This is a genomic window from Corynebacterium kalidii, assembly GCF_022869005.1.
In the GTDB taxonomy this organism is placed as follows: Bacteria; Actinomycetota; Actinomycetes; order Mycobacteriales; family Mycobacteriaceae; genus Corynebacterium; species Corynebacterium kalidii.
Map to the genome: position 1 here is coordinate 331,039 of NZ_JALIEA010000017.1, position 25,886 is coordinate 356,924.

A 25,886-nucleotide genomic window follows, 5' to 3' on the forward strand; every position below is an offset into this window, starting at 1 on the left:
GTTACTTCTTCTTGGCGCGCCCACGCGTGGCGGGCTTCGGCGCGTAAGAGTTGAGGTCGTCGATGAGAATGCCGAGCCCACGGGCAGCTTCCTCGAGCTGTGCCTCCAGGTAGTCCCCGAAGCGGAAGTTGAACTGCGGGTCGATCTCGTTGTGCCACTGCTTCACCCAGGGCAGAACCTCTGCCAGGCCGTAGAGGATGCCGGCGAGGGTGTCGGTGTCGGCGTCCTGGTCGGCGCGGTCGGAGAACAGCGACATCAGCGCCAGTGCCTTGTCCAGGTCATTCCACCCGGCCCAGCCCAGCAGCATGGTGGTGTCGCCTTCGGGGGAGGCGCCGGGGTAGGAGATGAAGCGTTCCTTGGGTACGTCGAGCTTGCCGCGGTGTTTCCACACCGCCGGGTACATGTCGGCGCTGGTGTAGTTCGGCGGGACGGGGACCTCGTCGGCGGTGATCTCCCCGGCGTCTTCACGACGCTGGGCGTCCCAGGTTGCTTCCCATTCGGCTCGCTTGGCCAGGCCGCGGCCCTTGTATCGCAGCGAGGCGGCGTAGGGCACGGCTTCACCCTTGAACAGGTCCTCCAGCATCTTCTCGGTGGTGGCCCCACGCTTGGTGGACCACAGGGGGAGGACGGAGAGGACGTCGGCGAGCTCGGGGTCGGTTTCGACCTGTCCGGCGAGTTCACGGATGGTGCGGGTCTGTGCCATTCCGTCGGTACGGCGCCACAGCTCGGGGGTTTCCAGCCGGGTCAGCAGCCAGTCGGCGAGGGCCTCGTGGACCTTGTCCTCCCACGGGTCGTCGGACCAACGCCGCTTGTATTCGGGTGCTTCAAGCAGCTTGATGGACTTGTCGGAGGCCATCAGGTCGAGGCGTTGTTGGGCGGCGGTGCGCTGTGCGTCGGGCCAGGAATCGGGGATCTCGGTGACGGGGGTGGAGCGGTGGCGTTCGAACCATGCCGTGGTGGTCTCACCGCCGGCGACCCGGCGGGCGAGGGCGATCTCGAAGGGGCGAGTGCCCAGGTCGATGCCGTCGACGTCACCGACGGGCAGCGACAGGTCGGTGTCTGTGAGCCCGTAGAGGTGGTAGACAGCCCAGTCGAGTTCCTCCTGCTCGGCGATCATCAGCCGACGGATACGCATGTAGTTCTCGTACGCCTCATCGATTGCCCGACGGGTGGGGGTGGTGCGCTCGAAAACAGCAGAGGGTTCAAAGGTTGCGAGTTGTTGTGCGAGATCATCGAGACGCCGGCCACGCTCGGTGACGTCGCCGTCGGGGAGGGGGAATCGTTGCAGCGTGGTACCGGTGAACTCGTAACGTGGCTCCCAAGCCTCGTCGCCAATTCCTCCGCCGATTCCGCCTACGCCTTTGTTGTGACTATTCTGCTTGAGCCAGAAGCAGGCGGTGGAGGAGTTCAGTACGCCGAGTAGTGCGAGGTGGTCTTCCTCGGTGGAGTTGTCGGGCAGTTTGATAACCGGGGCGTGCCGGTTGAAGACTTTGCCACCACGGTCGAGTACGAAATGATTATGGGTAGCTACAAAAGCAAAAGCTAGCGAGAGAGGGGTGCGAAGTTTATTTTTCGTGAGTCTTCCGTACTCGTACCACTTCAGTCCATTGTCTACTTTTGATCCCCCGTTAAACATCGTCGCGTTTGCGAGTTCTGCCCTGTAAGGCCAGTACTCGATGAGGTTGTCCCTACTTTCCTCGAGCTTCATGGGGGAAAAGTCATATTCGTACGGAAAGGCTACGTGAAGGCTTTCATTTCCTGCCCAGTCGCGCAGGTCAGTTCCGGTACGAAGCGCGCGATGCGACATTTTACCGTGAGCATTCAGTGACTGTGTTCTTCTAAAGTAGAAGCCGTCGGCAAGAGTAAATGCGACAATTCCAACTGAGTCAGAGATATCTTCGAGTTCTTGCCTTTTTAGTCCTTGGATCGATTCAATAACACTTGGTCCGCTTCCGCCCTGTAGGCTCCACGGATGCGTACTGATGAAGTCACGGCCGAGTTCGTCCACGGATATATGGGCGTCCTCGTGGCCGATGTTGTCGATATTCGTGGTGATCGACGACCATACCACGCCTCGGGAGGGGTCAACGGGGACACCAGGCTCGCCCTGAATGCCTAGAACACCAGTAACTTTGCGGCGGGACGCGTGGGAGTTACGACCGACAAGGATGACGGTTGGTGTGCCGTGACCGGGAACGTACGCGCCTGAGGTATCAATTACTTCCCGCAGGTCCACCTGATCAAAGAAGTGTTCCACCAACGGTTTTCCGAAGGTACGTTGCATGAACGAGTTCGAAGTGATCTGCCCGATCCAGCCAGCGGCGTTGCCAGAGTTGCTATCTTTGGCCAGTTGGAAGAACTTCACCATAAATGGTGCAGTCAACGCGTACTTGCCGGACAGGTAAGTCCCGTAGCGGTTGCGGTACTGCCGGTTCAGTGCCTTGTCCTTGACGATGATGTAGGGCGGGTTACCGACTACAACGTCATAGGTTCCAGGGGTGAGGACCGTGTCCAAGGCATCGGCGTTCTCGGTGGAGTATACGAAGCCCTCGGCTTCAAGGTTTAGCGCCTCCTGCCCTTCAGCATCCGGTCCGAACAGCAACGAATCCCCGGATAGCACTGTGAACCCTGGGGCTGCGGTGCGCTCAGTCAAACGCGTATCCCCGGCAGCCTGCATGAACGCCACCATCAGGCGGAACTGGCTGATCGCCACAGCGAATGGGTTGATGTCCACGCCGTGGATCGCGGACATCGCCTTCTCCGCGCGTTCCGGCGCGGGCATCGCGGGGGAGTCCTTCTCCCACCGGTCCATCAGCCGGTGGAAGGCACCCAGCAAGAAGTGACCCGAGCCGCAGGTAGGGTCGATGACCTTGAATCCCTCCAACGGCCGTTCGTCCAGGGCAGGGTCCATGGTGCGGTCCAGTATGAACTCCTCGACGAACTCCGGGGTCTGCAGCAGCGCGTACTTTTTCCGGGCGAACTCCGACAGGTCCTGGTACATGTCCCCGAGGAAACGGGTGTCCAGCGTCTTGTCATCGAACGTCCGGAGAGTGTTCCCGTCGCCGTCCATTGCGCGCCAGAACTCAATGAGTTCACGGGCACCGTCGTCGCTGGGCTCGATCACATGGATCGACGAGTGCGGTCCCACCAGTCGAGCCGTGGCCGGAACATCATTCAACCGATCGAAGCAGTGCAGCAGGTAGTCCCGGTACGAGTATTCCGGATGCCGCTGGTACAGCGCATCCTGGAAGTCCCTGCCCAGGGCACGGCGCTCGGCGTCGAACCCGGTGAGGAACACCTGGCGAGGACCGAACAGGTCATTGTCCTCGATGAACCGTAGGAACACGGTGGTCAGTACCCAGCCCGCCGCGGCCTGCTGCAGCTGTTCCTCCGACCACTCAGCGAAAGACGACGCAACGCGGTCAGCCTTCTGGGCCTTCGCGTGCTCGGTCTTCCACGACTGCAGGCGGTCAGCGTCCGACTCCAGGCGGGCACGCATGTCCGCCACCAGGGAACGAACGACCGGCTGCAGGGCACTGGTCAACGACGCTTCAGACGATCCGGTGGTGGTCCGAGCCATGGAAAAGGACTCCTCAACAATCAGAACAAGCAGGGGAAATCAGTAGGAAAGGACTTGATCAGGGCTACTCAACGGTAGCTGGACACCGTCGACCGCATGGGCGTTCGTCGGCGACGGCGCATCATCTGTGGTCACCAACCACACCGAGGCAGCATTCTGCGCACCGATCTGCGACCAGGTGGACAGCAGATCCAGGCACCCGAAACTTGCCAGAATCGACGGGTGGGTCAGCACGACCGGCTGGCCACCGTTCGCCTGGCTCAACGCGTTGGTCAGTGCCTTCTGCGCCGAGAGGCGAATCAGCTGGCCAAGCTGCGCGTGCAGCGGGTGTCCGGGGGAATCGGCTTCCAGGAAGAGATCGAACTTGTCGGTCTGGTTCGTCTCCTCGAACAGGTGCCACAGCTCATCCAACACGACCTCGCCGACATCCACGTGCCGGGCCTGCATGTGGGCGTCGAGCAACGCCACTGTGGCGGCCACTTTACCGGTCTCCACCTGGACCACCCGGAAGTTGTGGTCGCGGAGCGTGGTCTCCAGCGAATCGAGGAGTTTCCGATCGGCCTCCGGCAGCTCCGCACGGGGACGGTCCGACAAACCGACTGTCCGGCCGTAGGTGTTGGTGTGGCGAGTGACCAGCTCATCGGAGGCCGAGGGCACCTGCGGTCGGAAGAACTCCTTCCGCGATGCGTCGTAGTGCATGTCCGGCACCAGGGCGGTGACGATATCCGTCAACACCGGGTGTGCGGGCAGCTGCCGGTTCACCGCCTCCGGGAACCGACGCAGCACCTTGTTCGACAGCACACTGCGTGGCACCTTCATCGACGCAGTCGGGAACACCGCACGCACCAGAGCCTCGGTGGACATGTCCACCGGATACAGGTCGCCGGTGGCCGTCACGGCCAGCCCTGCGTCCGCGCCGACCGCCAACTGCGGCAGCATCGACGGCGACACCTGCAGTTCCGCAGGCGTGACCCCCAGGTAGTCGACCGCCGCAGCGCTCAACGTGGAGTTCAGTGTGCCGGCGTCGACGAGCTCATGCGGCGCCTCCGCCAGTACGTCGTAGGCGCTCTCGGCCAGCACGGCCGGCAGGCCTGTCAACGCAGGGTCATCGGTCAGCGCGATCGCCACCGCCGCCGATGATGTGGCGTCGCCCGACTGCCGGCGGATCAGGTGAATCCGGCCGTCGCCGTCCGCGCGGCGGGACAGTGCCATCTCCATCAGCCGCAGCACACCGAGCTGTCGGCGCGCATTCTGCGCCGGCGTCTGACCGGGCGTCGGCACCGCCACGGCCTCCGAGGGGAAGAGCTCGTCGACGACCGGGCGCAGATCCTCCGGGGTCGCTATACCCCCCATCGAGCGCAGTGTGGCGGCGAGTTTGCCCTGCAGGAGCTCCAGGGACCGGTGCAACACCGGGGTCGCCCGCCACAACGGCTCCACCGATGCGGTGAGCCGCGGCATCTTCCCCGGCGAGGCATCGAGGATCGTCGCGTACACCGACGGTGGGTCGAACGGGTCGGCCGGGGATTTGTCGGCCACCCCGAGGATGTTGCTGACCAGACGCCGCTCATGGGTGTTCTTGTCACCGGAGTAGGCGATGAGCTCCTCACACAGGTCCTTCAGCGACCTCAACGGCACGTCGGACGTCGTCTGGGGATCCGCTGCCGGTACGCCAGAGCGCGACGTGCCGGCATCGGCCGGGGGAGCAGTGGCGGCGGCCTGGGCGCCGGAGCCACGCCGGCGGATCGACCGGAACAACTCGAGAAGTTCCTGGGCCGATCCCGCACGCCCGCGCACGTCGCGGTCCAGATTCACCCGGAACAGCTCCGTCAACGCCTCCCGCTGCGCCAGCGGCCACACCTCGGGAAGGTCATCCGGCGTCAACGCCAGATGACCGTCGGTGAGCTCCACGGCGGTGCCGTCGTCGTCGCCGTAGCGCGGGTAGTCCGCCGTCGCCATCTGCAACAGCACCACCAGAGCCGAGTAGCGCTCCGCGTAACCGTCGAAATGCGGCCGCGAGGGGACCGCGTCGGAGGACAGGAACGGATCCAGGTACGGGCGGGTACCCAGGTCGGTCTCGGTGAGGCTGCGGTGGGCCAGCGAGAAATCGAACAGGACCAGCGTCTTCGCGCTCGGTTTGCCCTTCAGGCCCAGGTTCGCCGGCTTGATGTCCCGGTGGGTCAGGCCCGTGTTCTCCAGGGCGACCAGCAGTGTCAGCAGTTGCTCACCGTGGGTCCAGAACTGCTCTGCACCCAACGGGCCCATCTGAAGCTGGTCGGCCAGCGTAAACTCGCCGCCGAAAGACAACAGCAGGGCGCTGCGGTCGAAGGGCAGACGCAATGTGGGCTCCAGCAGCTCCACGAAATGCTTCCGGTGTGGCGACCCCTCCAGCTTGGTCGCCAGCTCGCCCAGCGACTCCGCCTCGCGCTCCAGCTCGGCGACCTTCGACTCGTCGCGGGCGACCTTGAGCACCCGCCTGGCGTCCACCGTGGTGTCGTTGACCAGCAGCCCCAGCGCCGTGGAGCCGGTTCCCAGCTGCTTGAGCATCTCGAAACGGTCCGCGAGAGTCTCTCCGACTTTCGGGTGCAGGGCATCGCCCTCCTCGACGAGCCGGGCGCTGGTGCTGCCCTGCAACCGGCCCAGGAACAGCTTCACGGGGTTCTCCTTCTGCCCGCTGTTCGAGGACCCCTTCACCGTCTTCAACCGCTCTACCGGGCTGGGGGCGGTGACCCCCAGTACCAGGTCACGTAGATGGCCCTCCACCTCGGCGTCCGTGGAGTCCAGGTCCAGCCCTCCCGAGCGCGACAGCACCCGGGTGAGCTCCGCACGGCTCGTGGCAGGCTGGCGTCCACCGGAGAAGATGAAGAACGCCAATGCGCCGACGCTGAACAGGTCGCCCAGCGTACGGTCCCCGCTCCCGTCGAAGCCTTCCGGGGGAAGGAACCCTGCCGCCTCGTCGAACGTTGTGGACACCGAGGACACCGACGAGGTCCCGGAACGTGCGGCGCCCGCGGTCTGCGCGGAGCGCATACGGGTGGACTGGACGTTCTCGGTCACCGCGGTCCACCGGGACACCTTCACCTGGATCTCGGACTGGCTGGGGTCGTCCTTATCCAGGAGCCGGGTGTTCAGCAGCACCGCCGAGGGGGTCAGGCGACGGTGTACGGCGTTGTTGGCGTGGGCGTAGGTCACCGCGTCGGCGACCTGCGAGATGACCTCAACCTGTTGCGCGGCTGTCAGCACCAGCCCGGGGTACAGAAGATCCAGCGGTTCGAAACCGTCCGAGGGGCGGTAGATCAACGCCGGCGATTCGCCTGTACCCGGGGTCTCGGCGATCTCCAGGGCAAACGGGGCCTCGATACCCGGGTGCGACAACTCCTTGAGCAGCTCGTACTCCCGGCGGGCCAGGCTGTAGAGCCGGTTGGCAGTTACTCGGTCAGCTCCACGGGGGATGTCGGCGACCCGTACGATAGCCCGGTCCTTCTTCCCGGTCTTCGCCGCGGCGTCCCGGCGGTTGACCGCCTCCCAGACTTGGCGGTCCTCCTCGTCATCGAGATGCTTGTTCAGCAACCACGGGCCGGCGTGGGCGCGGCGTGTCCGGTACCCGGTGATCTCCTTGATCGCCGGGACCAGCACCCGCTCGGCGAAGCCCTGGTCCACGGGGGAGCGGAAACGACGGGGCTTCTCCGTGATCCGGTCACCGATACCAGGAAGGTTCGTCCGGTTCGTCCGACCGTCGATACCGAAGACGTTCTGCATGCCCTGGGCGGTGAAGTCTGTCCGGATGTTCTCGCTGTGCAGGAACACCGACTCCTGTACCCACGGGGCGTCACCGTAGCTGGACGGGTACTCCGGGTGCTCGCGCAGGATGTTCTTCAGGATCGTGCCCAGGCGGGTGGCCAGCAGCTTCGCCTTGTAGTTCGCCGCGTTGAGCGGATTGCGGTAGTTGCTGCCACCGTTCCAGTCCGACCGCCAGTTGTGCTCGTTGCCCGTGAAGTGCCCGCTCCAGGACTTCAACTCGATGAGGTTGACCTGGGCGGGGGAGATCACCAGGGCATCGACCTCGAACCGGCGACCGTTGTCGCCCTGGAAGGTGAAGTTGGAGAACACGTAGTACGGCGCCTGGTCAGGCACCGCGCGAGCCAGATGTTCCAAGCCGTCCCGCTCATGGACGAATTCCGAGGGTGTGACCTCGATCCAGCGCTTCGAGGACTGCTCCATGCGGCTGGGGCTCCTTCGGTGTCTGTCATGTGGCGGGTATGAACGTTCTCAGCCTACCGGTGCGGATGCCGCCATGTCCGAGCAGGCCAACTACAGGGGTGGTGCTCTACCCGTGTGCTGCGAGAGCCTCGTCCAAGGTCCAGATCCCCGTGTGCTTCAAGGTGCGGGTCGTGTAGATATCCCGTTCTGTGAGAATACAGAGGTCACCTGCGCCGACCTTGGCTTGAGCGTGATCAATATAGGAGCTTTTCGATCTTCCACCGGCGAGGAATCTCTCGAGGAAGCTTCTGTCCCAGTGGATCTCATGCAATGTCCAGGGCGCCTGTGAATCGACAACCATGCGGAGTAGGCGGTCCAAATTCTTAGCGGCAGTACGCCGCGCAGAGCCGTCGGCGACTTGCGCTATATGGTTCCCCGTTTCGATGACGGTGGTGATAGGGAGGATGAACTCGACCCCTCGGTCCATCTTAGCGGCCATCGTCGCCCTGACTGATTCCTGGTGCTGGTCAAGTTTGGGCACGGGCACAATATTGCAGAGAATACCTGTGTCAATGAAATCGATCTGCGACATCTGCTACACCCCCAGGAAGCGACGGAACTCTGAATAGTCGGGCGTTTCGATGACGTCGTCGATAAGTTTCCCTGCGGTCACTGCGGCTCCCAGGGTTCCTTCCGCCAAGGCCCTGGCATACCCGGGAAGGTCGGTCAACCTGGTCAACTTGCTGAAACCGGAATCGGGGTCGCGATGGCAGACGATGATGCTCTGGTTCAGGGTTCCCTCTGCCGCATCGAGTAATGCAGGGCTGTGTGTCGTCGCCAACACCCGTGTTCCGGTTGCCTCGTAGCTGTCGCGTACCAGATCGAGAACCCGGCGTTCCTGTGAGGGATGGAGTCCGTTCTCCAGCTCCTCGAGGACCATGAGGACCCCTCCGACGTCGTCTGATTGCTTGGCGCCGGCAGTATCGTCGACATCGATGTCCAGCGAATCCCGTGACGACTTCAAGGCAGTAGCTATACCGAGAAAGCGTAGGAGTCCGTCACTCATCTCGCGGGCAGGGGTCTTTTCATCTGGATATCCCTGCGCCTCGCCGCGTGATTCTTCGAGTTGTAGCATGACGTCATCGAGCGACGAGGTGGCGAAGCTTATGTCGGTGATCCTGTCGTCGGCGACCTTTTTCGTGAGGTAAACCACATCGTGGAAGGCGACGGGATCCCGGACCTGTAGGCTTCTCAACGCTGCTGAGAGGTTCTCGCCTGTACGCCGAAGGTCGGTGTCTCGCGCCGGTACGAATTCGCGCATGAGATGGGGCACCGGATCGAGGTGGAATATCCCCCGCAGAGCCAGGGTCACGGTAGAGGCTGCGTGCAGGACAGCTTTTTCGGCGTTGGTCCTACCTGTCAATGCCAGGGGGAGTTGAGCCAGGACGAGTCGGCTATCCCGGAATGCCCGGGCGGGGTTCGATCCCCGCTTACCATTGAACACCTCGACGTTGATGACCGGCGCATCGTCCAGTGCATGTTGAGTCGAGTAGATCTGCGCTTCGCGACGAACCCTGTTCTTCTCCGTCCGCGCAGGACCGGTGAGCGATTCGGAGACGATACGCAGATCTGGTTCGGCCTGGACAGTGACGTCGAACCGGAATTCTTGGTCACCGCACGAGACCGTGCAGCCCAGATTGAACGATGACGCCCCGTGGGGGACACACCCGCGGGAACCTCCCCGGACCATTCCTCCTTCGCGCCGCCGACCGTCCAGAGCATCTGCAATGTCCTCACCATCCGCCAGGCGGGAGAGGACCTCGAGACCGTCCAAGGCATTGGACTTCCCCGAGCTGTTCCGTCCCGTCAGTAATGTGACGTCGTCAAGGGGGAGGACAGCATCCTTGAAAGACTTGAACGACGTCAGCCGAAGCTCGGTGATGTTGGAGGTGGTCACGGGGTCTCCATGTAAATTGAGTGGGCTGTTGCGCCGTGTGTCGAGCCTACCTGACCCGGGGGCGACGGGGACGGAGCTGACGGCAGGCCTTACTCCACCACCGGGAAGTACCTGCCCAGGTATTCTCTCAGCCCCGGGTCGACCGCATGGATGTACGTGCCGTGGACTCCGCGGGTCATGAGCACGTAGTAGATGTTCGTGATGAACTCGAGCAACATCTCGTCGGTGGTGGCCCGGCCGGCGAGCTTGTTGTTGCGCTTACCCGTCTTGTCCCGGTAGTCCTCCCGGCTGACGACCAGTTCTTCCTTTTCCAGGTCGTATTGAAGATCCTTTCCGAAGATCACGCCCGCGAAGTTCAGGTCGTGTCCTTGGACGGTGTGGATCGATCCGGCCTCGTGAGGCGATTTCTGCGAGTTGATCCAGTCGGTGACCGTGGAGTTCCACCGCAGGTGGACGTCGTTGTCCAGGTGGATGTCGAACTTCTCCGGGGACTTCTTGCTCACCCAGTCCCACGCGTACCCGGCCACCACCCGCGAGAGTCCGTGTACCTCGTTCTTCGCGCGGATCAGGTCCACGAGAACGCGGGGGTCGTCGACCAGACCGATCTCGTAGGGGCCGAAGTCCGCGCGGGCTTCCGGAGGATACGGGGAGAGCACCTGCTTGACGTAGTCGATGTAGTCGTTGCCCCCGATCGAGCGCATCTGCGAATGCAGTACGTACTCGCGCCGGTGGCCGGCATCCCGGGCGTCGATCAGGGCGCGCAGCACCGAGGTCGACAAGTCGATCGGTTTCACCGTCTGGGAGGTGTCGACCATCAGGATGGTGTTGTCGGAGCGTGCCCGGATCCAGTCGAGCTGTGACGCTTCCGGGCGCTGACCACCGAAGAGGGATTCGTTGATCTCCCGGAACTCCTTGGTCAGTGCGCCGATGGACTGGGCGCCGAACTGGCTGAGACGGTGTGCCTCGTCGACCACGAGCAGGTCATAACGTTCGTCGTCGAGGGCGACTTCCCGTGGGCTACGCACCATGTCGGCGGACAGCCCCGGCGTGGCGGCGAAGACGCGGGACAACGTCCTGCGCAGGTCCTGCATGGGGACGACCAGGCCGACCCGGCGGTTCCGGAACAAGGCACGGATGTCGTCGAGGAAGAAGTCCTCGAAGACCGACTCCCGCTTCTCGTCGAGGTCGTCGACGTCTGAGCCGAGATCGGACAGGAGCTTCATCAGGAAGGTGGCGACGATCGTCTTGCCCGTACCCGGGTCACCCTGCACCACGGCAACCTGGTTCCCGTCCGGTGGAGAGGCGAAGTCCTCCACCAGGCCGTCCAGGATGTCGCTGACCACCGACAGCTGATCCTCGTTGAGCGACTTGAAGGGCGAGTACTTGAACATCTCGGAGTTCTCGATCTCCCGGATCGACTTCGAGAACACGCCCCTGGCACGCAGCTCTTCGAAAATCTCCCGGAAGCGCAGCTGGTAGTACGGGCGGTTGTAGTAGTTCTTCTCCTGCTGCCCGGCGTTGCTGTTCAACATCCGGTTCGATTCATCGCCTGAGCTGAGGTTGATCAGGAAGGACTCCAGGTCCAGACAGGCGGACTTGTTGAAGGTGTCGTCCACGATCACCTCGGCGACTTCCAGGTGTGACTTCGCGTCGTTCTTCAGATGGTCGCCGAACCGCTTGTCCATGTTCAGCGACTCCCCGACGTACACCTCGCCCTTGCCTCTCGGCGTGGTCGCGGGACGGTGCAACACGTACACCACCGGCCAGTCGTGCATCGTGGCATCGAGGTGCAGTTCGCAATGGCCGGCCGGGGAGAACTCGAAGGTCCTGATCTCGTAGGAGTGCCGGGTCAACGGCGATGCCGTCGACTGTGACGAAGTGGTGGAGGCCATCAGGCGACCTCCCCGTTCTGCCCGCTGACCAGATGTTTCAGTGCATCCCGGGTCTGTCGGTCAGGGGAGTAGATCACCGTGCCCTGCATGCCGCGGGTGAGGAGCACCTTGTAGACGTGCCGGACAAGTACGTCGAACTCGTCGTCGGTGAGGTCCTTCTTGGCTAGCCCAGGGTCGACGTTCCGGGTACGGACAGTCATGAAGCCGCCGTCGCGCCACACCAGGTCCGGGCCGATGATCACCCCGGACCAGTCGTACTCGAACCCCTGGGCCGTGTAGATGCAGCCGATCTGTTCGAAGCCACCGCCTGCGGTCGCCCAGCGGAACCGCGGCGGCGCGTCGCCGACACGCCGGTCCTCCGGGTTGTTCCAGGGGCGCGACCAGTCACCGAGCTGAACATCGTCGACAAGCTCATGGTCGCCCTTCTTCGGCTTCGACCAGCGCCAGCAGAACCCCGCCGACATCCGCGCGGAGTACCCCTGTGCCATCTTGTCGCGCAGCATCGACTCCATCTGCTGCGGGGAGTCTGCCACCGTCACCGAGATATGCGGGTCCGGTGGCAGGACGGGGGGATCCTCACCGTCGCTGGTGCGGCGGACGACACCCTGGACCCCCACGTAGTCGACGTCGTCGCGCAACGAACCATCGGTGGCACCGGTGTTGCCGGCGGGGGCGTCAGCACCGTCCTCGAGCTGCAACAGGTCTTCGACCCAGTTCGTGTAGGCGAGGCTGCCACCGCACCGGAACTGTTCGCCCAGCTCGATGTGGATCACCTCCAGGCCCTTGTCCTCGGCGAAACGGGTGATCTCGTACAGGGACCCCAACTCGCCGGGACGTACGACCTGCTTCTCGTCCAGCAGGAACACCGGGACTCGGGCGACGTCGATGAGTTCGTCGAGCTGCGGACGTTTCCGCGCTCGGAGCCGGGCAGGGGAGTATCGGCTGGTGGAGGTCTCGCGGATGCGGTGCGACTCGTCGGCGATGAGCACGTCGAGTGCGTGCTTCTCCTCCTCCTGGAAGGAGTTGAAGTACTTGAACAACTGCTGCGTCTCCCGGCTGCGGTGGCCGGCGACCTTGCGGAGCGTCTGCGTGAAGGCGTTGGATCCGGTGGCGTGCAGCACCCGTCGGCCGGCGCGTGCCAGTTCACCCAGCAGGGACAATGCCACGACAGACTTGCCGGAGCCTGGCCCGCCGGAGACCACGATGACCCGCTTGTGGTCGGCCTGGTGTGCTGCGGTCACCTGGTGAAGCACCAGACGGACGGCGTCGTGCTGCCGGTCGAGCAGGACGAACTCCTCGCGCTCGCGGATCTCCGCGGCCGCATGGGACAGCAGTTGCCGCGACGGGGCGAAACCGGTGTTCATCAGGTCGTCCGCGGGCACGGGGTCTCCCGTCGGGGCGAGCCGGGATGTGAGGAAGTCACTGAATGCGCCGATGTCCGCGCCGGTGAACATCCGGGTCGCTGACTCAGGGACGGCGTCGGAGTGCACGGTCCACATGTCGTCGATGTCCCGGTGGGAGGACACGTTGTGCAGGTACGCGGCTCCGTGGACCCTCTCGGGATGGTCGGCGAGCACCGTGGCGAAGCCGGTGAGGTAGGAGCGGTAGTCGTCCACCTGCAGTACAGGGTGTGACCGAGGGGGACCGGGGGCTCCCGGTACCTCCACCAGTTCAGGGCTGCTTTCGAACAGGGATGCCCGGGACCATTGCTTGAGCTCGACGACCACGTACGACGGCTCACCTGTCGTCGGATGGGTGCCGGCGATGACCGCATCGACCCGCTTCGACGTCAACGGCAGCTGGTACTCCAGCAGGACCGGGACGGCACCGAGCCCCGCGCGGTCGAGCACGGAGGCGAGTGCCGGGATACTGGCGGCCCACGACCGCTGCTCCGCCGGGGACACCCGCCCGAGTCCGGTCGCGTGGGCGGACCTCGTCATGGCGTCAACGAGCGAGACAGGGTCGGCGACGGTGGTCAGGATGTCGGAACCCGTGGTCCGAAGCAGGGGCACAGCTTTCTCCAGGCAGCACGAAATCTCGTGCGACGTGGAGGCCTGTCCCGGTGGAAGCCTGTCGGGTCGCTCTTACCCGGTTCACCCTACCGGAGGCTGGGAGTCCAGGCGTCGGACAACCACCGGGCCCGCAGATTCCGTTCCGTGTCCACCTCACCCGATATAGTTTCCTCTTGATGCACACTCAGACCCACCACAGCCCCTCCGCACCCTCCGGAGCAGCCCCCTTCGCCGTCGTCGACGTGGAGACCACCGGATTCAGCAACCGGGACCGCGTCCTCGAGGTCGCCGTCGTCCACGCCGACACGGACGGTAGCGTCACCGACCGCTGGACCACCCTGGTCAACCCCCGCCGCGACATCCCCAACACCCGGATCCACGGCATCAGCGGCAGCGACCTCGTCCACGCCCCGACCTTCGCCGACATCGCCGGTGACCTCGCCGAGCAACTCAGCGGCCGGGTCTTCGTCGCCCACAATGCGGCCTTCGACACCCGTCTGCTCGGTGCCGAGTTCGCCCGGCTCGGTCTCACCGGCTCCCCGTTCACCGACGCCTTCCTGTGCACCCAGTCGCTCACCGGGGCACTGCTCCCGGCATCCGGCCGCCGCCTGTCCGCCGCGTTGGCTGCCGCCGGTATCACCAACGCCCGCGCGCACGCGGCACTCGGCGACGCCGAGGCCACCGCCGAACTGCTGCAGCACTACCTGCGCATTGGCCGGGGCACGGTGGATGCCTTCCTGCACGGGGTCCGCGCCGTCGACCTGCCGGTGGCGGAACTGGGCACCGGACGTGGCGCGGCACTGTGCCCGCGGACCGCGGACGTCGCCGCTCCGGGGGACGCCGGTGACGGGACGTGGCTGAACCAGCTGGCCTCCGGCGTGCCGCTGGCGGGCCGGGGCAACGTCGACGAATACCTCGACCTGCTGGGGGTGACGATGCTGGACCGGGAACTGTCGGTCCACGAGATCCAGCAGCTCACCGACTGCGCCACCGACCTCGGGATCGGGCGTGATGAAGCACGTGAGCTGCACACCGGTTTCGTCCGCCAGCTCGCCGTGCTCGCCTGGGCGGACGGAGTCGTCACCGACGAGGAACGTGACGACATCGTCCAGGTCGCCACCGTCCTCGGTGTCGCCGAGGAGGAGGCCACCCGTCTCCTGGAGTCGCCGAGCACCGTCGCCGACACCCCGACCGGTGCCGACGCTCGGGGAGTGACCGGAGGTATACGCCTGGCTCCCGGGGACCGGGTGACCTTCACCGGCACCACGGAGATCCCCAGGGACGTGTGGGAGGCCCGCGCCACCGACGCCGGCTTGGACGTCGGTGGGGTGAAGAAGTCCTCGGTGCTGCTCGTCGCCGCGGACCCGGACTCCTTCAGCCGCAAGGCCACCAGGGCCCGTGAACTCGGGGTGCCTGTGGTCTCCGAGACCGGGTTCGCCCGGCTGCTCGGCGAACTGGAGAACTCCGGCAGTGGGGCGATCGACCCGCGGGTGGTGTTGGAGTCCTCACGCCCGGACCCGTCGGTCGAGGAGACCTCCGCCAGTGCCGGTAGTGACGACGGCGTCGACGCGGTTCCGTCCGGTGACAACGGTTCCGCAGACGCCGTTTCGGGGCTGGCCGTGGCCTTCTACGACCCGGCCGACGGTGTGGCAGACGAGGTCCTGGACGACGCCCTGGGCGAGGCCTTCGACACGGCCGCCGGCCTTCTCGGGTTCCTCGCCCGGACCCACGGCAGTCTCCGTGCGGCGGTGGAGCACGCGGGTATCTCCGCGGTCGACGGCGAACTTCCCGCCTACGTGGAGGACCTCCTCGGCCGTGCCGGCGACGATGCCGGCGCCCTTCGTACCGCCGTCTCCCTGCGGCGCGGCACCGTACAGGACGTCCTCGCACGGACCTGGAACGGCTGCGACGACCGGGAGAAGCTGATCCTGCGTGACCGCTTCGTCGCCCGCGACGCCGCGACCCTGGACGAACTCGGGAAGGCCACCGGGCTGACCCGGGAACGGGTCCGCCAGATCCAGAAGAAGCTCATCGAGGGGTTGCGTCCCCTCGCCGCCTCCGGTCCGGTTGCGGACCTGCTCGCCGGCATCCGGGCCCATGCCCACCCGGTGAACACCCTCGACGCCGTCACCACGGTGTTCCCCGAGCTCGCCGAGTCCCAGGACGGGTGGGACGCCCCGCTGTGGCAGATCCTCGACGCCTTCGACGACGACTTCCGTGTCGAGGACGGGTGGGTGTGCTTCCCGGACCTGCCGACCGCGGCGCAACGCACCGGCAACCTGCTCGCGCCGATGGTGAACCCGGAGGGGGTGGCACCGGTGGCGGACGTACTGGAGCGCTCCAGCCTCGACGACGAGGCGGTCGTGCGTGAGTGGCTGCGGACCTGCGGCTACCACGTCGTCGGCCGGCATGTCTTCACCCGGGCAGGATCCATCCCTGCCCGGGCGGCCGCCGTGTTGTCGATCGCCGGGCATCCGATGAGCGTCGCGGAGATCTACGCGGCGGCGAGCGAGACGAAGAGCGACCGGTCGTTCCGCAATGGCCTGTACGCCAGCGACGCCCTGATGCGGGTCGGTGTGGACAAGTGGGCACTGACCCGGTGGGAGATGGAGGAGTACACCGGCATCGCCGACCTCATCGCCCAGCGGGTGGACGCCCGCGGCGAGGTGGCTGTCGACGAGCTGATCGAGGAACTCACCGGCGCCTATGGAGTCTCGGCGCAGTCGGTGCGTACCTACGCGTCCGTCGGTGACTTCGAGGTCGACGGCGGCGTGGTCCGACGGCGGGCAGAACCGATGACGAACTCGGCCACACCCGAGGATGCCAACGGCCTCTACATGCGAAACGGCCGCTGGTGCTACCTGATGACCGTCACGAAGGACCATCTGCGCGGGTCCGGGTTCACGGTGCCCAACGGGATGACCGCGGACCTGGGGCTGGAATGGAATGAACCACGGGAGTTACCGTGCGACTGGGGGACCCACCGCATCGTGTGGGGCAATGTCGGCGTCAGCAGTGTCGGTTCCATCAAGCGGGTCCTGGAGAGTATGGGCGTCGGCAAAGGCGACCGGGTCTGGATCGACCTGCACCAGGGCGAGTACTTCTCGGTCACCAGGGCGCTTCCGGCGACGGTGGAGGCGTCGGCAGGTACCGCTTGGCTGGCTGAGCACGTCGGTGCACGTCCTGTCGAGGACGACTCGGAGAACACCGCCGCGGTCGCACTCGCGCTGGGCCTGAAGGCGGACGCGCCGCGGCGGAAGATCCTCGCCAGGTTCCGTCACCGCTCCGACAGCGACGCCGTGGACCTGTTGGAGCGGCTGTGGATGTGACCTGTCCGGTAGGCTAACTCCGAGATGTGTCCTGCCGGACACCGAGCGAAGCCACTGGAGGTGGAGAGTGTGAGGATCGACCGACTGATGGTAGAGAACTACCGTCGATTCGATGACTTCGCCATCGACCTGCACCCGAATATCACCGTCGTCGCTGCCCGCAACGGATTGGGCAAGACCACCGTCCTGGAAGCCATCGCCCTGTCGCTGGGACCTTTTGTCGGTGCCTTCGACGACGGAAAGTCGGAGAACATCAAGAGAGCTGATGCACGCCGTCGCATAGTCGGTGGGGGGCCGGAGAACGAACAGTGCTTCCCGGTGTCTGTGGCCGCGTCCTTCTCGGATCCTGACATCGTTTCCGTTAGAGAGCTGAGGAGTGTGAAGGGAAGTACGACGACGGGTGGGTCAAGCGACCTTGCCGGAGTAGGTAAGGAGCTCCAGGACAAGGTGAGGTCCGAAGGTGACGTCGACCTACCCGTCGTACGCTACTACAGTTCGAAAAGGCTCTGGGCGCACCACAATGCCAACCGGAGCAGGGCAGTTCTCACCCGGAGCCGCACTGCCGGATACGAGGACTGTCTCTCACCGTTGTCCAGCTACAAGCAGCTGCAGGACTGGGTGCGTGCCGCAACCCTCGCGGATCTGCAGCAGCATCAGAGATCTGACCGGGCCTGGTCCGGACCTGACCTGGGTCGTCGTTTGCGGGGGATCTCTCGCGCCGTTGACATCGTGATGGAGGACGAGGGATGGTCGGGTTTCCACTACAGCCTGACCTTCGATGAGCTCGCGATGTTCCACCCTGATCACGGTGACCTACCGTTGACCGTCCTCAGTGATGGGGTTCGCGCCATGGCGGCGCTGACAGCGGACCTTGCGCAACGGTGCGTCAGGCTGAACGGACATCTCGGGGAGGATGCTCCCCGGAGAACATCCGGGATAGTGCTCATTGATGAGGTTGACCTGCACCTGCACCCGGTATGGCAGCAACGGGTGTTGGAGGGACTGACCACGGCGTTTCCGCTCATCCAGTTCATCGTGACGACTCACAGTCCCCAGGTGCTGAGCACGACGGCGCGGGAGAGTATTCGTAGGGTGTTCAGAGATGGTGACGGCCGGTGGAGAGCGGAGGAACCTCAGCGTGCTGTCAAGGGGCTGGCGAGCTCGGTTGCCCTGAACGAGGTGATGGACGTCAACCCTGTTCCGGCAGTTGAGGAATCCTGGAAGCTCGCGGAGTACACGGCCTTGATCGAGGAGGGCCGTCAGGAATCGGAGGAGGCAGCCAGGCTCCGGGACGAGCTTGAGGGCGTCTACGGTAGCGGGCACCCGGTGCTGGTAGATGCCGACCGGCTGATCCGTTTCCAGCAGTTCCGGCTGAGGAAGGCTCCCGGTTCGCGAGACGTGTTGAAGGGGAACCGGTAGTGAGGAAGCTGGAACGCCCTGATCCTGAACCAGAGTGCCTGGCCGACATGCGGGCGGGGCAGTCGTGGGGTGATCTTCCCTCGGCATGTAAGGGAACAGTCCGGGAAGCGCTGGAGGTGATGCACAGCGACCTCGGGCCGCCGCTGTGTTCGTACTGCGAGTGGGAAATCCTGACACAGGAGAAGGGGCATATCGAGCATCTGTACCCGAGGAGCATATACCCTGACGAGACATTCAGTTGGGGGAACCTGTACCTGTCCTGCAACCACCCGGATCACTGCGGTCAATTCAAAGACCGGAGTGGACGTCCACGGTACCGGCCGGAGGATCTCATCCGTCCTGACAACGACGATCCCGCAGCCTTCCTGAGGTGCAGCTCTTCTGGCGAGATCCGGCCCCGCGAGGGGTTGTCGCCCACTGACCGTCAGCGAGCGATGACGACGATCGATGTCCTCGGCCTCAATGCCCCGGCACTTCAGGGGAAGCGCAGGGCCGTCGTCAAACGGGCGTCCGACCTCCTGCTTCCGGAGCTAGATTTTCTTGCGTCCCTGGAACCTGACGAGCGTGAAGATCTACTGGCCGGGGAAATCGCCGCATTCCGGGCCGGAGGGAATCCATCAGCCGCGCTGCATTTCATCGTCGATATGATGTGATGAACCTTTCTGCCAGTAGGGACGGCTTAACAGAGGTCACGTATCCGAGTAGAACCCCGCAGCCGCCAGCGCATCCACCGCATCGGACAGCAGGATCCGCTCCTGTTCGATCCGCAGGTTCCCCGACGATGCCAGCAGGTCCCTGGCTGCATCCTCGGCAACTGTCACCGCGCTGAGGTTCCTGCGGTCCGGGTGCGGATCCACCGTGGCCAAGTGCCGCCATCTCCTCACGGTGCCTTCGTCCATGAGCACTGAACGGACCTGGGGCAGATGGGAACGCACTGCCGACAGGATCCCGAAGCCGTCGGCGTCCAGATCACCCCAGTACCAGACCGGGAGGTCGACGAGCCACGGCAGTTGCGCCCACCGGCGGGCACTGTACCCGGCGCCCCACAGCAGCACACGGCCCGGATGGGACGGCAAGGCCAGGAAGGTCTCGAGGTTCTCCACCATGAGAACACCGGTCACCGGGACCGGGGTCTGGTCCGGCCACAAGCCCGCTGCCCCCGACCAGGTCAGGGTCACGTCCTCAGGGACCCCGGACCAGCCGGGCATCCCCGAAGGAAACCTCATCCTGACCTGGGGTTCACGCTCGACCAACCCGAGGTCCGCCAGCGAAGCGACCGGTTCCCCGGACCGGCCACCCCGGTGCGCGGAGACCAGGCCGGTCACCAGGGCCCGGTGGCTCTCCAGCCACTTACCGTGCACCCCCTCCACCGGCAGCGCCCGCGGTGTCAAACCGGACGCCGGATTCGCCAGCAGCCAGTCCACGACAGCATGCACCCGTCCCAGGTCATCGTCATCCAGGCCTTTCCACCGGGGGAGAAGGGCCGCAGCCGCTGACCGTAGATCGGCACCCGGTGTCTCGCCCACCAGCACCCGACAGCGTCGGGTCACCCCTCGCCAGTAGCGTGAGGTGCCGGTGAGGGACACCAGGGTGTCGATCCCGGAGACCTGCAGGCGGTCGGGGACGAGTTGGCGTCCCAGACCGGCAGCGGTCCAGGTCTTCTCCGCCCACACCACCGTGGCCTGCGGATGGGAACGCTCCCAAGACTGCCAGGAGCGCACCCACGCCGAGGCCGCAGCCACGTCCCGCGCAGCGGCCTTCCCCGTCGGTGGGTGAAGCGGCAGGTCCACCGACGTTCCCACGGCGCTGTCGGCGCTGTCGGCGAGCCATCCCTTCATCCGACGATGCACAGTCGCCGTCAACGAAGCCACCGCATCTTCCGGGGTCAGCGGCCCCTTATTCCGCGACACCGGGGTCCTCCTCACCGTCATCGCAGTCATCACCGGCGGTCTCCATCATCACCGGCGCCACCGTGGTCTGTGCACGCATACGCCCGGTGTCGTCCGCCTGCTCGGTGTACCCGACGACCACCACACCGCCGACATACTCCGACAGCGTCTGGATCAGCTTCAGCGGTGTGGCGAGCACCATGTGGAAACCGAAGCTGGCGAACACGTTCATCGCCGTACGCGTGAACTCCGGATCCGCACGGTCGAAGGCCTCGTCGAGGATGACGGTCGCGTAACGGGGGAACTCCTCGTCGACGTCGGCCAGTTGGAACCGCAGAGCCGCCGCCAGGCAGAAGAACACCAGCTTCTGGGCCTGCCCACCGGACAGGGACGCCGAGTCGACGTAGGCGTTGACCGTCGCACCGTCGGCGTCGGTTTCCACACCGATGAAGCGCACATGCCGGCGGGTGTCCAGCACCGTACGCCGCCACCGGCGGTCGGCGGTCTCCTCCGACGCCAACCGGTCGAGCAGCACCGACATCCTCCGGTAGCGGGCCTCCGCCGCCTCCGGGGTGTCCACCGCGCCCAGGCGGTTCTCCACCGCCTCCTGCAGATCACGATGGAAGTCGGTGACCTCGGCGCCCCGGTTGTCACGCACATCGATACGCAACCACCTCCCGGCGGCGAACGGGGAGCGCGCCAGTGAGTCGTTCACGTAACCCATCTTCTCCACGGTGGTGTCCTTCGCTCTGCGCAGCGCTCGCGACAAGGTCGTCAGGTTCGTCACCGAGGTGCCGTTCATCAGCTCGAGGAAGCGGTCCGTGAACTCCGCCAGCCGGTCGCTGCGCAACGACGCCAACCTGGCCACCGCCTCACCGGCGTACTCCGCCTCGGCCGCCAGGTCCGACTTCTCCTCCGGCCAGCGTTCGAGGTAACTGGCCAGCACCCCCTGGATACGCTGGTTGGCGCGGTGGGCGGCGTCTCGGCCGGTGTTCTCCCGCTGGTGCAGGTCGTCGCTGATCACCTGCGTGAGGTCACGCACCGTGTTCACGGTGACCCGGCGGGTCCGGCGGGAGTACTCCGCCTCCACCGCGGTAAGTACCTCGTCGTCCACCGCGGCAGTGACAGTGGTGTTCTCGTCGAGCCGGGCGAGCCCGTCGCGCGCGGTACTCAGCTGGTCATCGAGGACACCGACGTTCTTGTCGGCGGCGCTCCGCGCGTCCGCCGCGTCCCTCACCCGCACCGCCGCTGCGTCGCGTGCCTGTGTGAGCGCGGTACGTTCCGGGGACCGTGACCACGCCGCCAGCGCCTCGCGGGCGGTCTCCACCTGCCCGGCAGCGCGGGATGTGTCCACCGCATGCCACGTGGTGGCACGGATCAGCTCGGCCGCGTTCTTCTCCGCCTCCAGGGCAGCGAGGGCAGCTTCGCCGTCCCGGCGCTGCCGGTCCGCCGCGTCCACCTGCGCCTGCACTGTCGCCCGGCGCTCAGCCAGCAACTCCTGCTTGCCGTGGTTCGTCGACCCCAGCGACCATCGCGAACGGTCGTCCAGCCGGTGACGGTCATCCTTCTCGAACCTGACCGACCCGTCGCGCTCACGCCCGCCGTGCACCAGGCCGGACCGTGTGACACCCCGGGAACTCCCGAGACGGTCGAAATGCTCCGGTGACTCCACACACCGGTACTCGTGACGGGACCGCAACTGCGCCAGAACCCAGTCACGGAACGGGCTGTCCACCACCGACAGCTTCAGACTCAAGGCTTCCGGATGCGCCGGACGCTGCGGCACGCTCACCTGCTCCGGCACGGAGCGGTACACGAGCCGCACGCCCGTGTGGTTCGAGTTCACCCATGCAGACACCCGCCCGACCTGTGACTCCGGTACAAGCAGCGTGGTGGCGAACCCACCGAGCAGCCGCTGGGCGACCGGCTCCCAGTCCCGGTGGTCGTCGACCACGTCGATGAGCTCACCGGCAAAAGGCAGCTCCCGGGGGCGCAACCCCAGTTCCCGGCACAACTCCTCACGCACCTGCACATGCCGGAACCCGATGTTCGAGCTACGCTTCGCCAGGCTCGCCAGTTCCTCGGCCACACCCCTCAGCTCGTCCGAAGCCCTCCCCGCACGATGCACAGCGCCATTCCGACGGGCCTCCAGGCGTTCCCGCTCCTCCTGGTAGGACTCCACCACGTCCAACGCCTGACCGGTGACCACGGTGAACGACTCCTCATCGGTAGGGGCCACCCCTCCGATCGCGGTCACGGCGGCTGCCAGCGCATCGGCCGCCCGTTGGACCTTCTCCAACCTCTCGACCGCGAGAGCCACCTCAAGTTCAAGCACGTGCAGGCGCTCACCGCCGACACCCTGCAGCGCGGCGTCCGCGGCCCGCAGATCCGCCGTCGCTCGCTCCTCATCCTCCCTGGCGCGTGCCAGGACGTCGTCCGCGGTGGCCAGCGACGCGTCCAACTCCCGGATCTGCTCCACCAGTGACTGACGGTGCAACCGGTCACGCACCAGCGGGAGAACCTCGAGCATCGACCGGGCACGGTCCGCGTCAGCCACCGCGGAGTCACGTCCGGACACCAACGGCGGCAGGGCATCCAGCACCCCGATCCTGGCCTTGACGTCCTGCACCCGTTCATAGGCGGCACGAAGCTCGGTGAACTGTTCGACCGCGCTCTTCGCCAACGCGAAGGTGTCCGGCTCCGTGAGCATGTAGTCACGGAAGAGCTGATCGAGATTGTCCAGCTGCTTCGCCGACTGTGTGCGGTGCAGCAGGAGCAGCGCCTCAGGGGAGGTTATGCCCAGCTTCGGCCGGAAACGCTCCGCGAATATACGGTGGGTCTCGGTGAAACGCGCCGGGGCCGGCCAGGTGGACTTGACCCGGCGAATGTTGATCCCCGTCGACATCAGGGGATGCAGCACCCGGGGGTCAAGCTCCACGTCCTCCTCATGCACCCCGTACAACCGACGCACCCCGGCCTGAGACGTCTCCCCGGACTTCAGGTAGTAGAACGCCGTCAACGTCACCGACGCCGATCCACTGCTGTACGTCAACGCGACCGCCGACCACGTCGCCCCCGGACGGAGGAAGGTCGAGGTGATCCCACCGGACTCCGGATCCTCACCCCGACGCCAGGCACCACGGATATAGGAGACCAGCGTCCGTCCCGACCCACGCCCGGAACCGCCGGCGCCACCGGCCTGGCCGGCGGCGTTGAAGTCCAACTTCTCCGGCGGAACCAGTACCGCAGCAACCGCGTCGATGATCGTCGACTTCCCCGACCCCGAAGCGCCGGTAACCAGGAACCCTTCACGCGGCACGGCAATGTCGAGGTAACCGTCGACCGTGCCCCAGTTGATCAGCTGGATACGGCTGAGCCGGAACTGCTCCGGGTGAATGGTCACTGCATGTCCTCCCTGTCCCCGGTGTTCTCCGTGTCGGCGAACCGGCGGTACTCCGCGGTGATCGCCGACACCGTGTCTGGATCGAAGATGTGCTTCAACGCCGGGGACACCTCGTAGCGGCCCTCCGTCTCCGTGGCGCCCAACAGGTTGAACTTGTTGTCCAGTCGCGTCACCGACGCGTTGAACCTCTTGCGGAACGCGGCCTCGTCGGTGTCGGTGACGCTCCGGTACACCAGCACCTCGGAGAACAGGTCCCCAGTGTCCACGATCACCCGCTCACCAGGAACCGCGTGTGCGACCTGGGACCGCAGGTGCAGCAGGATGAGCGTGTCGATGTGGGTCAGGGGCTCGGTACGCAGTACCTGGGGGATGTCCAGGTCCGCCTCCGTCTGCACCATCCTGGTGAAGGCAATCCCCGCGTTCTCGTCGAGCACCAGCTCCAGGAACACCTCCGCCAACCGGGAACGCAGCGCCGACTCATCTGACAACACCGCCGCCCAGATCGTCGGATGCTTCGCGGAGGTGATCAGCGGGCCCTTGAGCAGTTGCACCAGGGCGCGCCGGGACGCCAGGGACAGTGACCCGGTGTCTCCGGACCACAGTGCGTCGGGCAGCTCGGTGTGTTCGGTCATACGTCCTTCTCGGTGCCGGTGGTGAAGATCCAGCGCGGGATCCTCGCTGTGTGGTGGCGATCCTCTGCATCGTCCCAGGACACGGGTTCGGTTCCTTCGCCGGGGGTGCCGTGGAGGATCGCCAGGTGAAGCAGCCCGACCACCGACGCAAGACCTTGGCTGGCCGGGTGGTGGTGCAGGACGGTGGCGATCGTCGCGGTGCCGGAGCCCATGGCCGATGACAGTGTGGCGTCGATGTTCGCCTGCAGCTCCGCCAGGTCGATCTCACTGACCCGGACGGTGGCGAGGAGTGCGGCGGTGTCCACCGACCCTTCGTCGACGACACCCGGCGCGTTCTCCACCGTCTCGTCTCCCGGGTTGCGCAGGGACAGAGTGCTGACCGAGGTGACGGGCATGCCGATACGCACCAGTGGCGTCTCCATCTTCTGGTAGGCACGGACATCGGCTCCGTCGCCGGTGACCGCGTCCGCTGCGGCGGTGCGGGCTGTGCGCAGCAGCTCCACCATGCGTCGGTCTTCCGCGAACTCCTCGGAGGTCACGTAATTGCGTAGGCTCCGGGCCAAACCGGTCATCACCTGGTTGACCTCCGCTCCGGCGCCCTCCATGGACCGGAAGAGACCCCGCAACCGGCTGCGGGTCTGTGACGGCAGTGCGTCACCCTGCGGGCGGGACAGGACCTCGGCGATCCACCGGTCGATCCAGGCAGCCCTCTCCTGGTCGAGAAGTACCTGGTAGAAGCCGTTGAAGCTGCGGCCGGCATCGGATTCTCCGATGAGGTCGACTCCGTCGAATATCTCTTCCAGGACATCGCCCCGGGTTCCGTCCGGGTCGAGCAACTGCCGGCGTAGTGACCGATTGAGGTCCTCCAGGTCCCGGGAGACCCTGGCGAAGTCGGCGGGGATCGCGGATGCCTGGTCGAGGATGTCGGCCACGCGCTCGCCGACCTGTGCGGGCCCCAGAACCTCGTAGTCACCGTGTTCTACACGCTCGATCTGTCGGTCGAGCTCGGCGCGCTGCTCCTGCAGGGACTGCAGACGGGTGGCGATGTCCGGGTCGATGTCTCTGGCGAGGGTCCGCAGCGATTCGGTGAGTGACTCCACCCGCGTGGCGGTGATGGCCGAGCGGGGCTGCTCCCACCGGGTCATGGTGTCGAGGGCGGCGAGAGTCTCCTCGGAAGGCTCGAGGGTCTCGCCGGTGGCGCTGGTGCCGGGGCGCCGGATGAGCCAGCCTGCCTTGACCCAGTCCGCGCAGTACTGCTGGGCCGAACGTGGAAGATCGAAGGCGTCGGGATGCCGTCCGGCGAGCACCCTGAGATCGGCATCCAGGAGCTCGTAGACCTCGGAGGCGGGGCGCTGGTGGGTTCCCTGCGGGAAGTACGCGTCGACCATTCCGAGCACTACCGGGGCCATGGAACTGCGCAGCAGGGAGACCGCCGGCGATTCCTTCTGCATGCGAGCCACTGACAGGGCCCGGGCGTCGATGCTCATGGGCATATTGTCGCATGCGGACCGGTGCAGCGGGAGGGACACAGGCGGCGTTCTTCGTGGCATGGTGCCTGCGTCCGGCACCACCTGCA

13 protein-coding genes are annotated in these 25,886 nt (G+C 65.5%); 3 read left to right on the plus strand and 10 right to left on the minus strand.

Annotated elements, in window-relative coordinates; translation table 11 throughout:
• Position 1: 1 nt before the first annotated feature.
• The 6 genes from pglX to MUN33_RS12315 all read right to left on the minus strand — a co-directional run bounded on the left by pglX (position 2) and on the right by MUN33_RS12315 (position 13,638).
• Entirely contained in the window at positions 2-3,580 is a 3,579-nt protein-coding gene (pglX, locus tag MUN33_RS12290) for a BREX-2 system adenine-specific DNA-methyltransferase PglX (RefSeq protein ID WP_244805208.1), read from the minus strand.
• 39 nt (positions 3,581-3,619) lie between these two features.
• A complete protein-coding gene (locus tag MUN33_RS12295) occupies positions 3,620-7,798 on the minus strand; it encodes an NERD domain-containing protein (RefSeq protein ID WP_244805209.1) in 4,179 nt (1,392 codons plus the stop codon).
• Between the two features lie 106 nt (positions 7,799-7,904).
• Positions 7,905-8,369, minus strand: coding sequence for a hypothetical protein (locus tag MUN33_RS12300; protein ID WP_244805210.1), 465 nt, complete (start codon positions 8,367-8,369; stop codon positions 7,905-7,907).
• A 3-nt stretch (positions 8,370-8,372) separates the two neighbouring features.
• On the minus strand, positions 8,373-9,734 hold the full coding sequence (locus MUN33_RS12305; protein ID WP_244805211.1) for an AAA family ATPase: 1,362 nt from the start codon (positions 9,732-9,734) through the stop codon (positions 8,373-8,375).
• 89 nt (positions 9,735-9,823) lie between these two features.
• Positions 9,824-11,626, minus strand: coding sequence for a DUF2075 domain-containing protein (locus MUN33_RS12310; protein WP_244805212.1), 1,803 nt, complete (start codon positions 11,624-11,626; stop codon positions 9,824-9,826).
• A complete protein-coding gene (locus tag MUN33_RS12315) occupies positions 11,626-13,638 on the minus strand; it encodes a DNA/RNA helicase domain-containing protein (protein WP_369414967.1) in 2,013 nt (670 codons plus the stop codon). The genes MUN33_RS12310 and MUN33_RS12315 overlap by 1 nt, the downstream gene beginning before the upstream one ends.
• A 176-nt stretch (positions 13,639-13,814) precedes the next feature.
• Here MUN33_RS12315 and MUN33_RS12320 point away from each other — a divergent pair, with 176 nt between their 5' ends.
• From MUN33_RS12320 to MUN33_RS12330, 3 genes are all read left to right on the plus strand, one after another.
• Entirely contained in the window at positions 13,815-16,967 is a 3,153-nt protein-coding gene (locus MUN33_RS12320; protein WP_244805213.1) for an exonuclease domain-containing protein, read from the plus strand.
• Positions 16,968-17,054: 87 nt separating this feature from the next.
• Positions 17,055-18,386 (plus strand): AAA family ATPase, encoded by a 1,332-nt coding sequence (locus MUN33_RS12325; protein WP_244805214.1) that lies wholly within the window; start codon positions 17,055-17,057, stop codon positions 18,384-18,386.
• Positions 18,386-19,039: a retron system putative HNH endonuclease gene (locus tag MUN33_RS12330; RefSeq protein ID WP_244805215.1), complete on the plus strand. Its 654-nt coding sequence runs from the start codon at positions 18,386-18,388 to the stop codon at positions 19,037-19,039. The genes MUN33_RS12325 and MUN33_RS12330 overlap by 1 nt, the downstream gene beginning before the upstream one ends.
• 36 nt (positions 19,040-19,075) lie before the next feature.
• Here the strand turns inward: MUN33_RS12330 and MUN33_RS12335 are convergent, their stop codons facing one another.
• The 4 genes from MUN33_RS12335 to MUN33_RS12350 are packed head-to-tail and all read right to left on the minus strand — an operon-like array spanning position 19,076 to position 25,797.
• Positions 19,076-20,224 carry a DUF3322 domain-containing protein gene (locus tag MUN33_RS12335; protein ID WP_244805216.1) on the minus strand — a complete coding sequence of 383 codons (1,149 nt, stop codon included), beginning with the start codon at positions 20,222-20,224 and terminating at the stop codon, positions 19,076-19,078.
• A gap of 58 nt (positions 20,225-20,282) precedes the next feature.
• The gene (locus MUN33_RS14260; RefSeq protein WP_244805217.1) at positions 20,283-23,678 is read right to left on the minus strand and encodes an ATP-binding protein; all 3,396 of its coding nucleotides are present in this window, start codon (positions 23,676-23,678) and stop codon (positions 20,283-20,285) included.
• Positions 23,675-24,310, minus strand: a complete 636-nt coding sequence (locus MUN33_RS12345) for a DUF4194 domain-containing protein (protein ID WP_244805218.1) — start codon at positions 24,308-24,310, stop codon at positions 23,675-23,677. Before MUN33_RS12345 ends, MUN33_RS14260 begins: the two co-directional genes overlap by 4 nt.
• Entirely contained in the window at positions 24,307-25,797 is a 1,491-nt protein-coding gene (locus MUN33_RS12350; protein ID WP_244805219.1) for a DUF3375 domain-containing protein, read from the minus strand. The genes MUN33_RS12345 and MUN33_RS12350 overlap by 4 nt, the downstream gene beginning before the upstream one ends.
• Positions 25,798-25,886 lie beyond the last annotated feature (89 nt).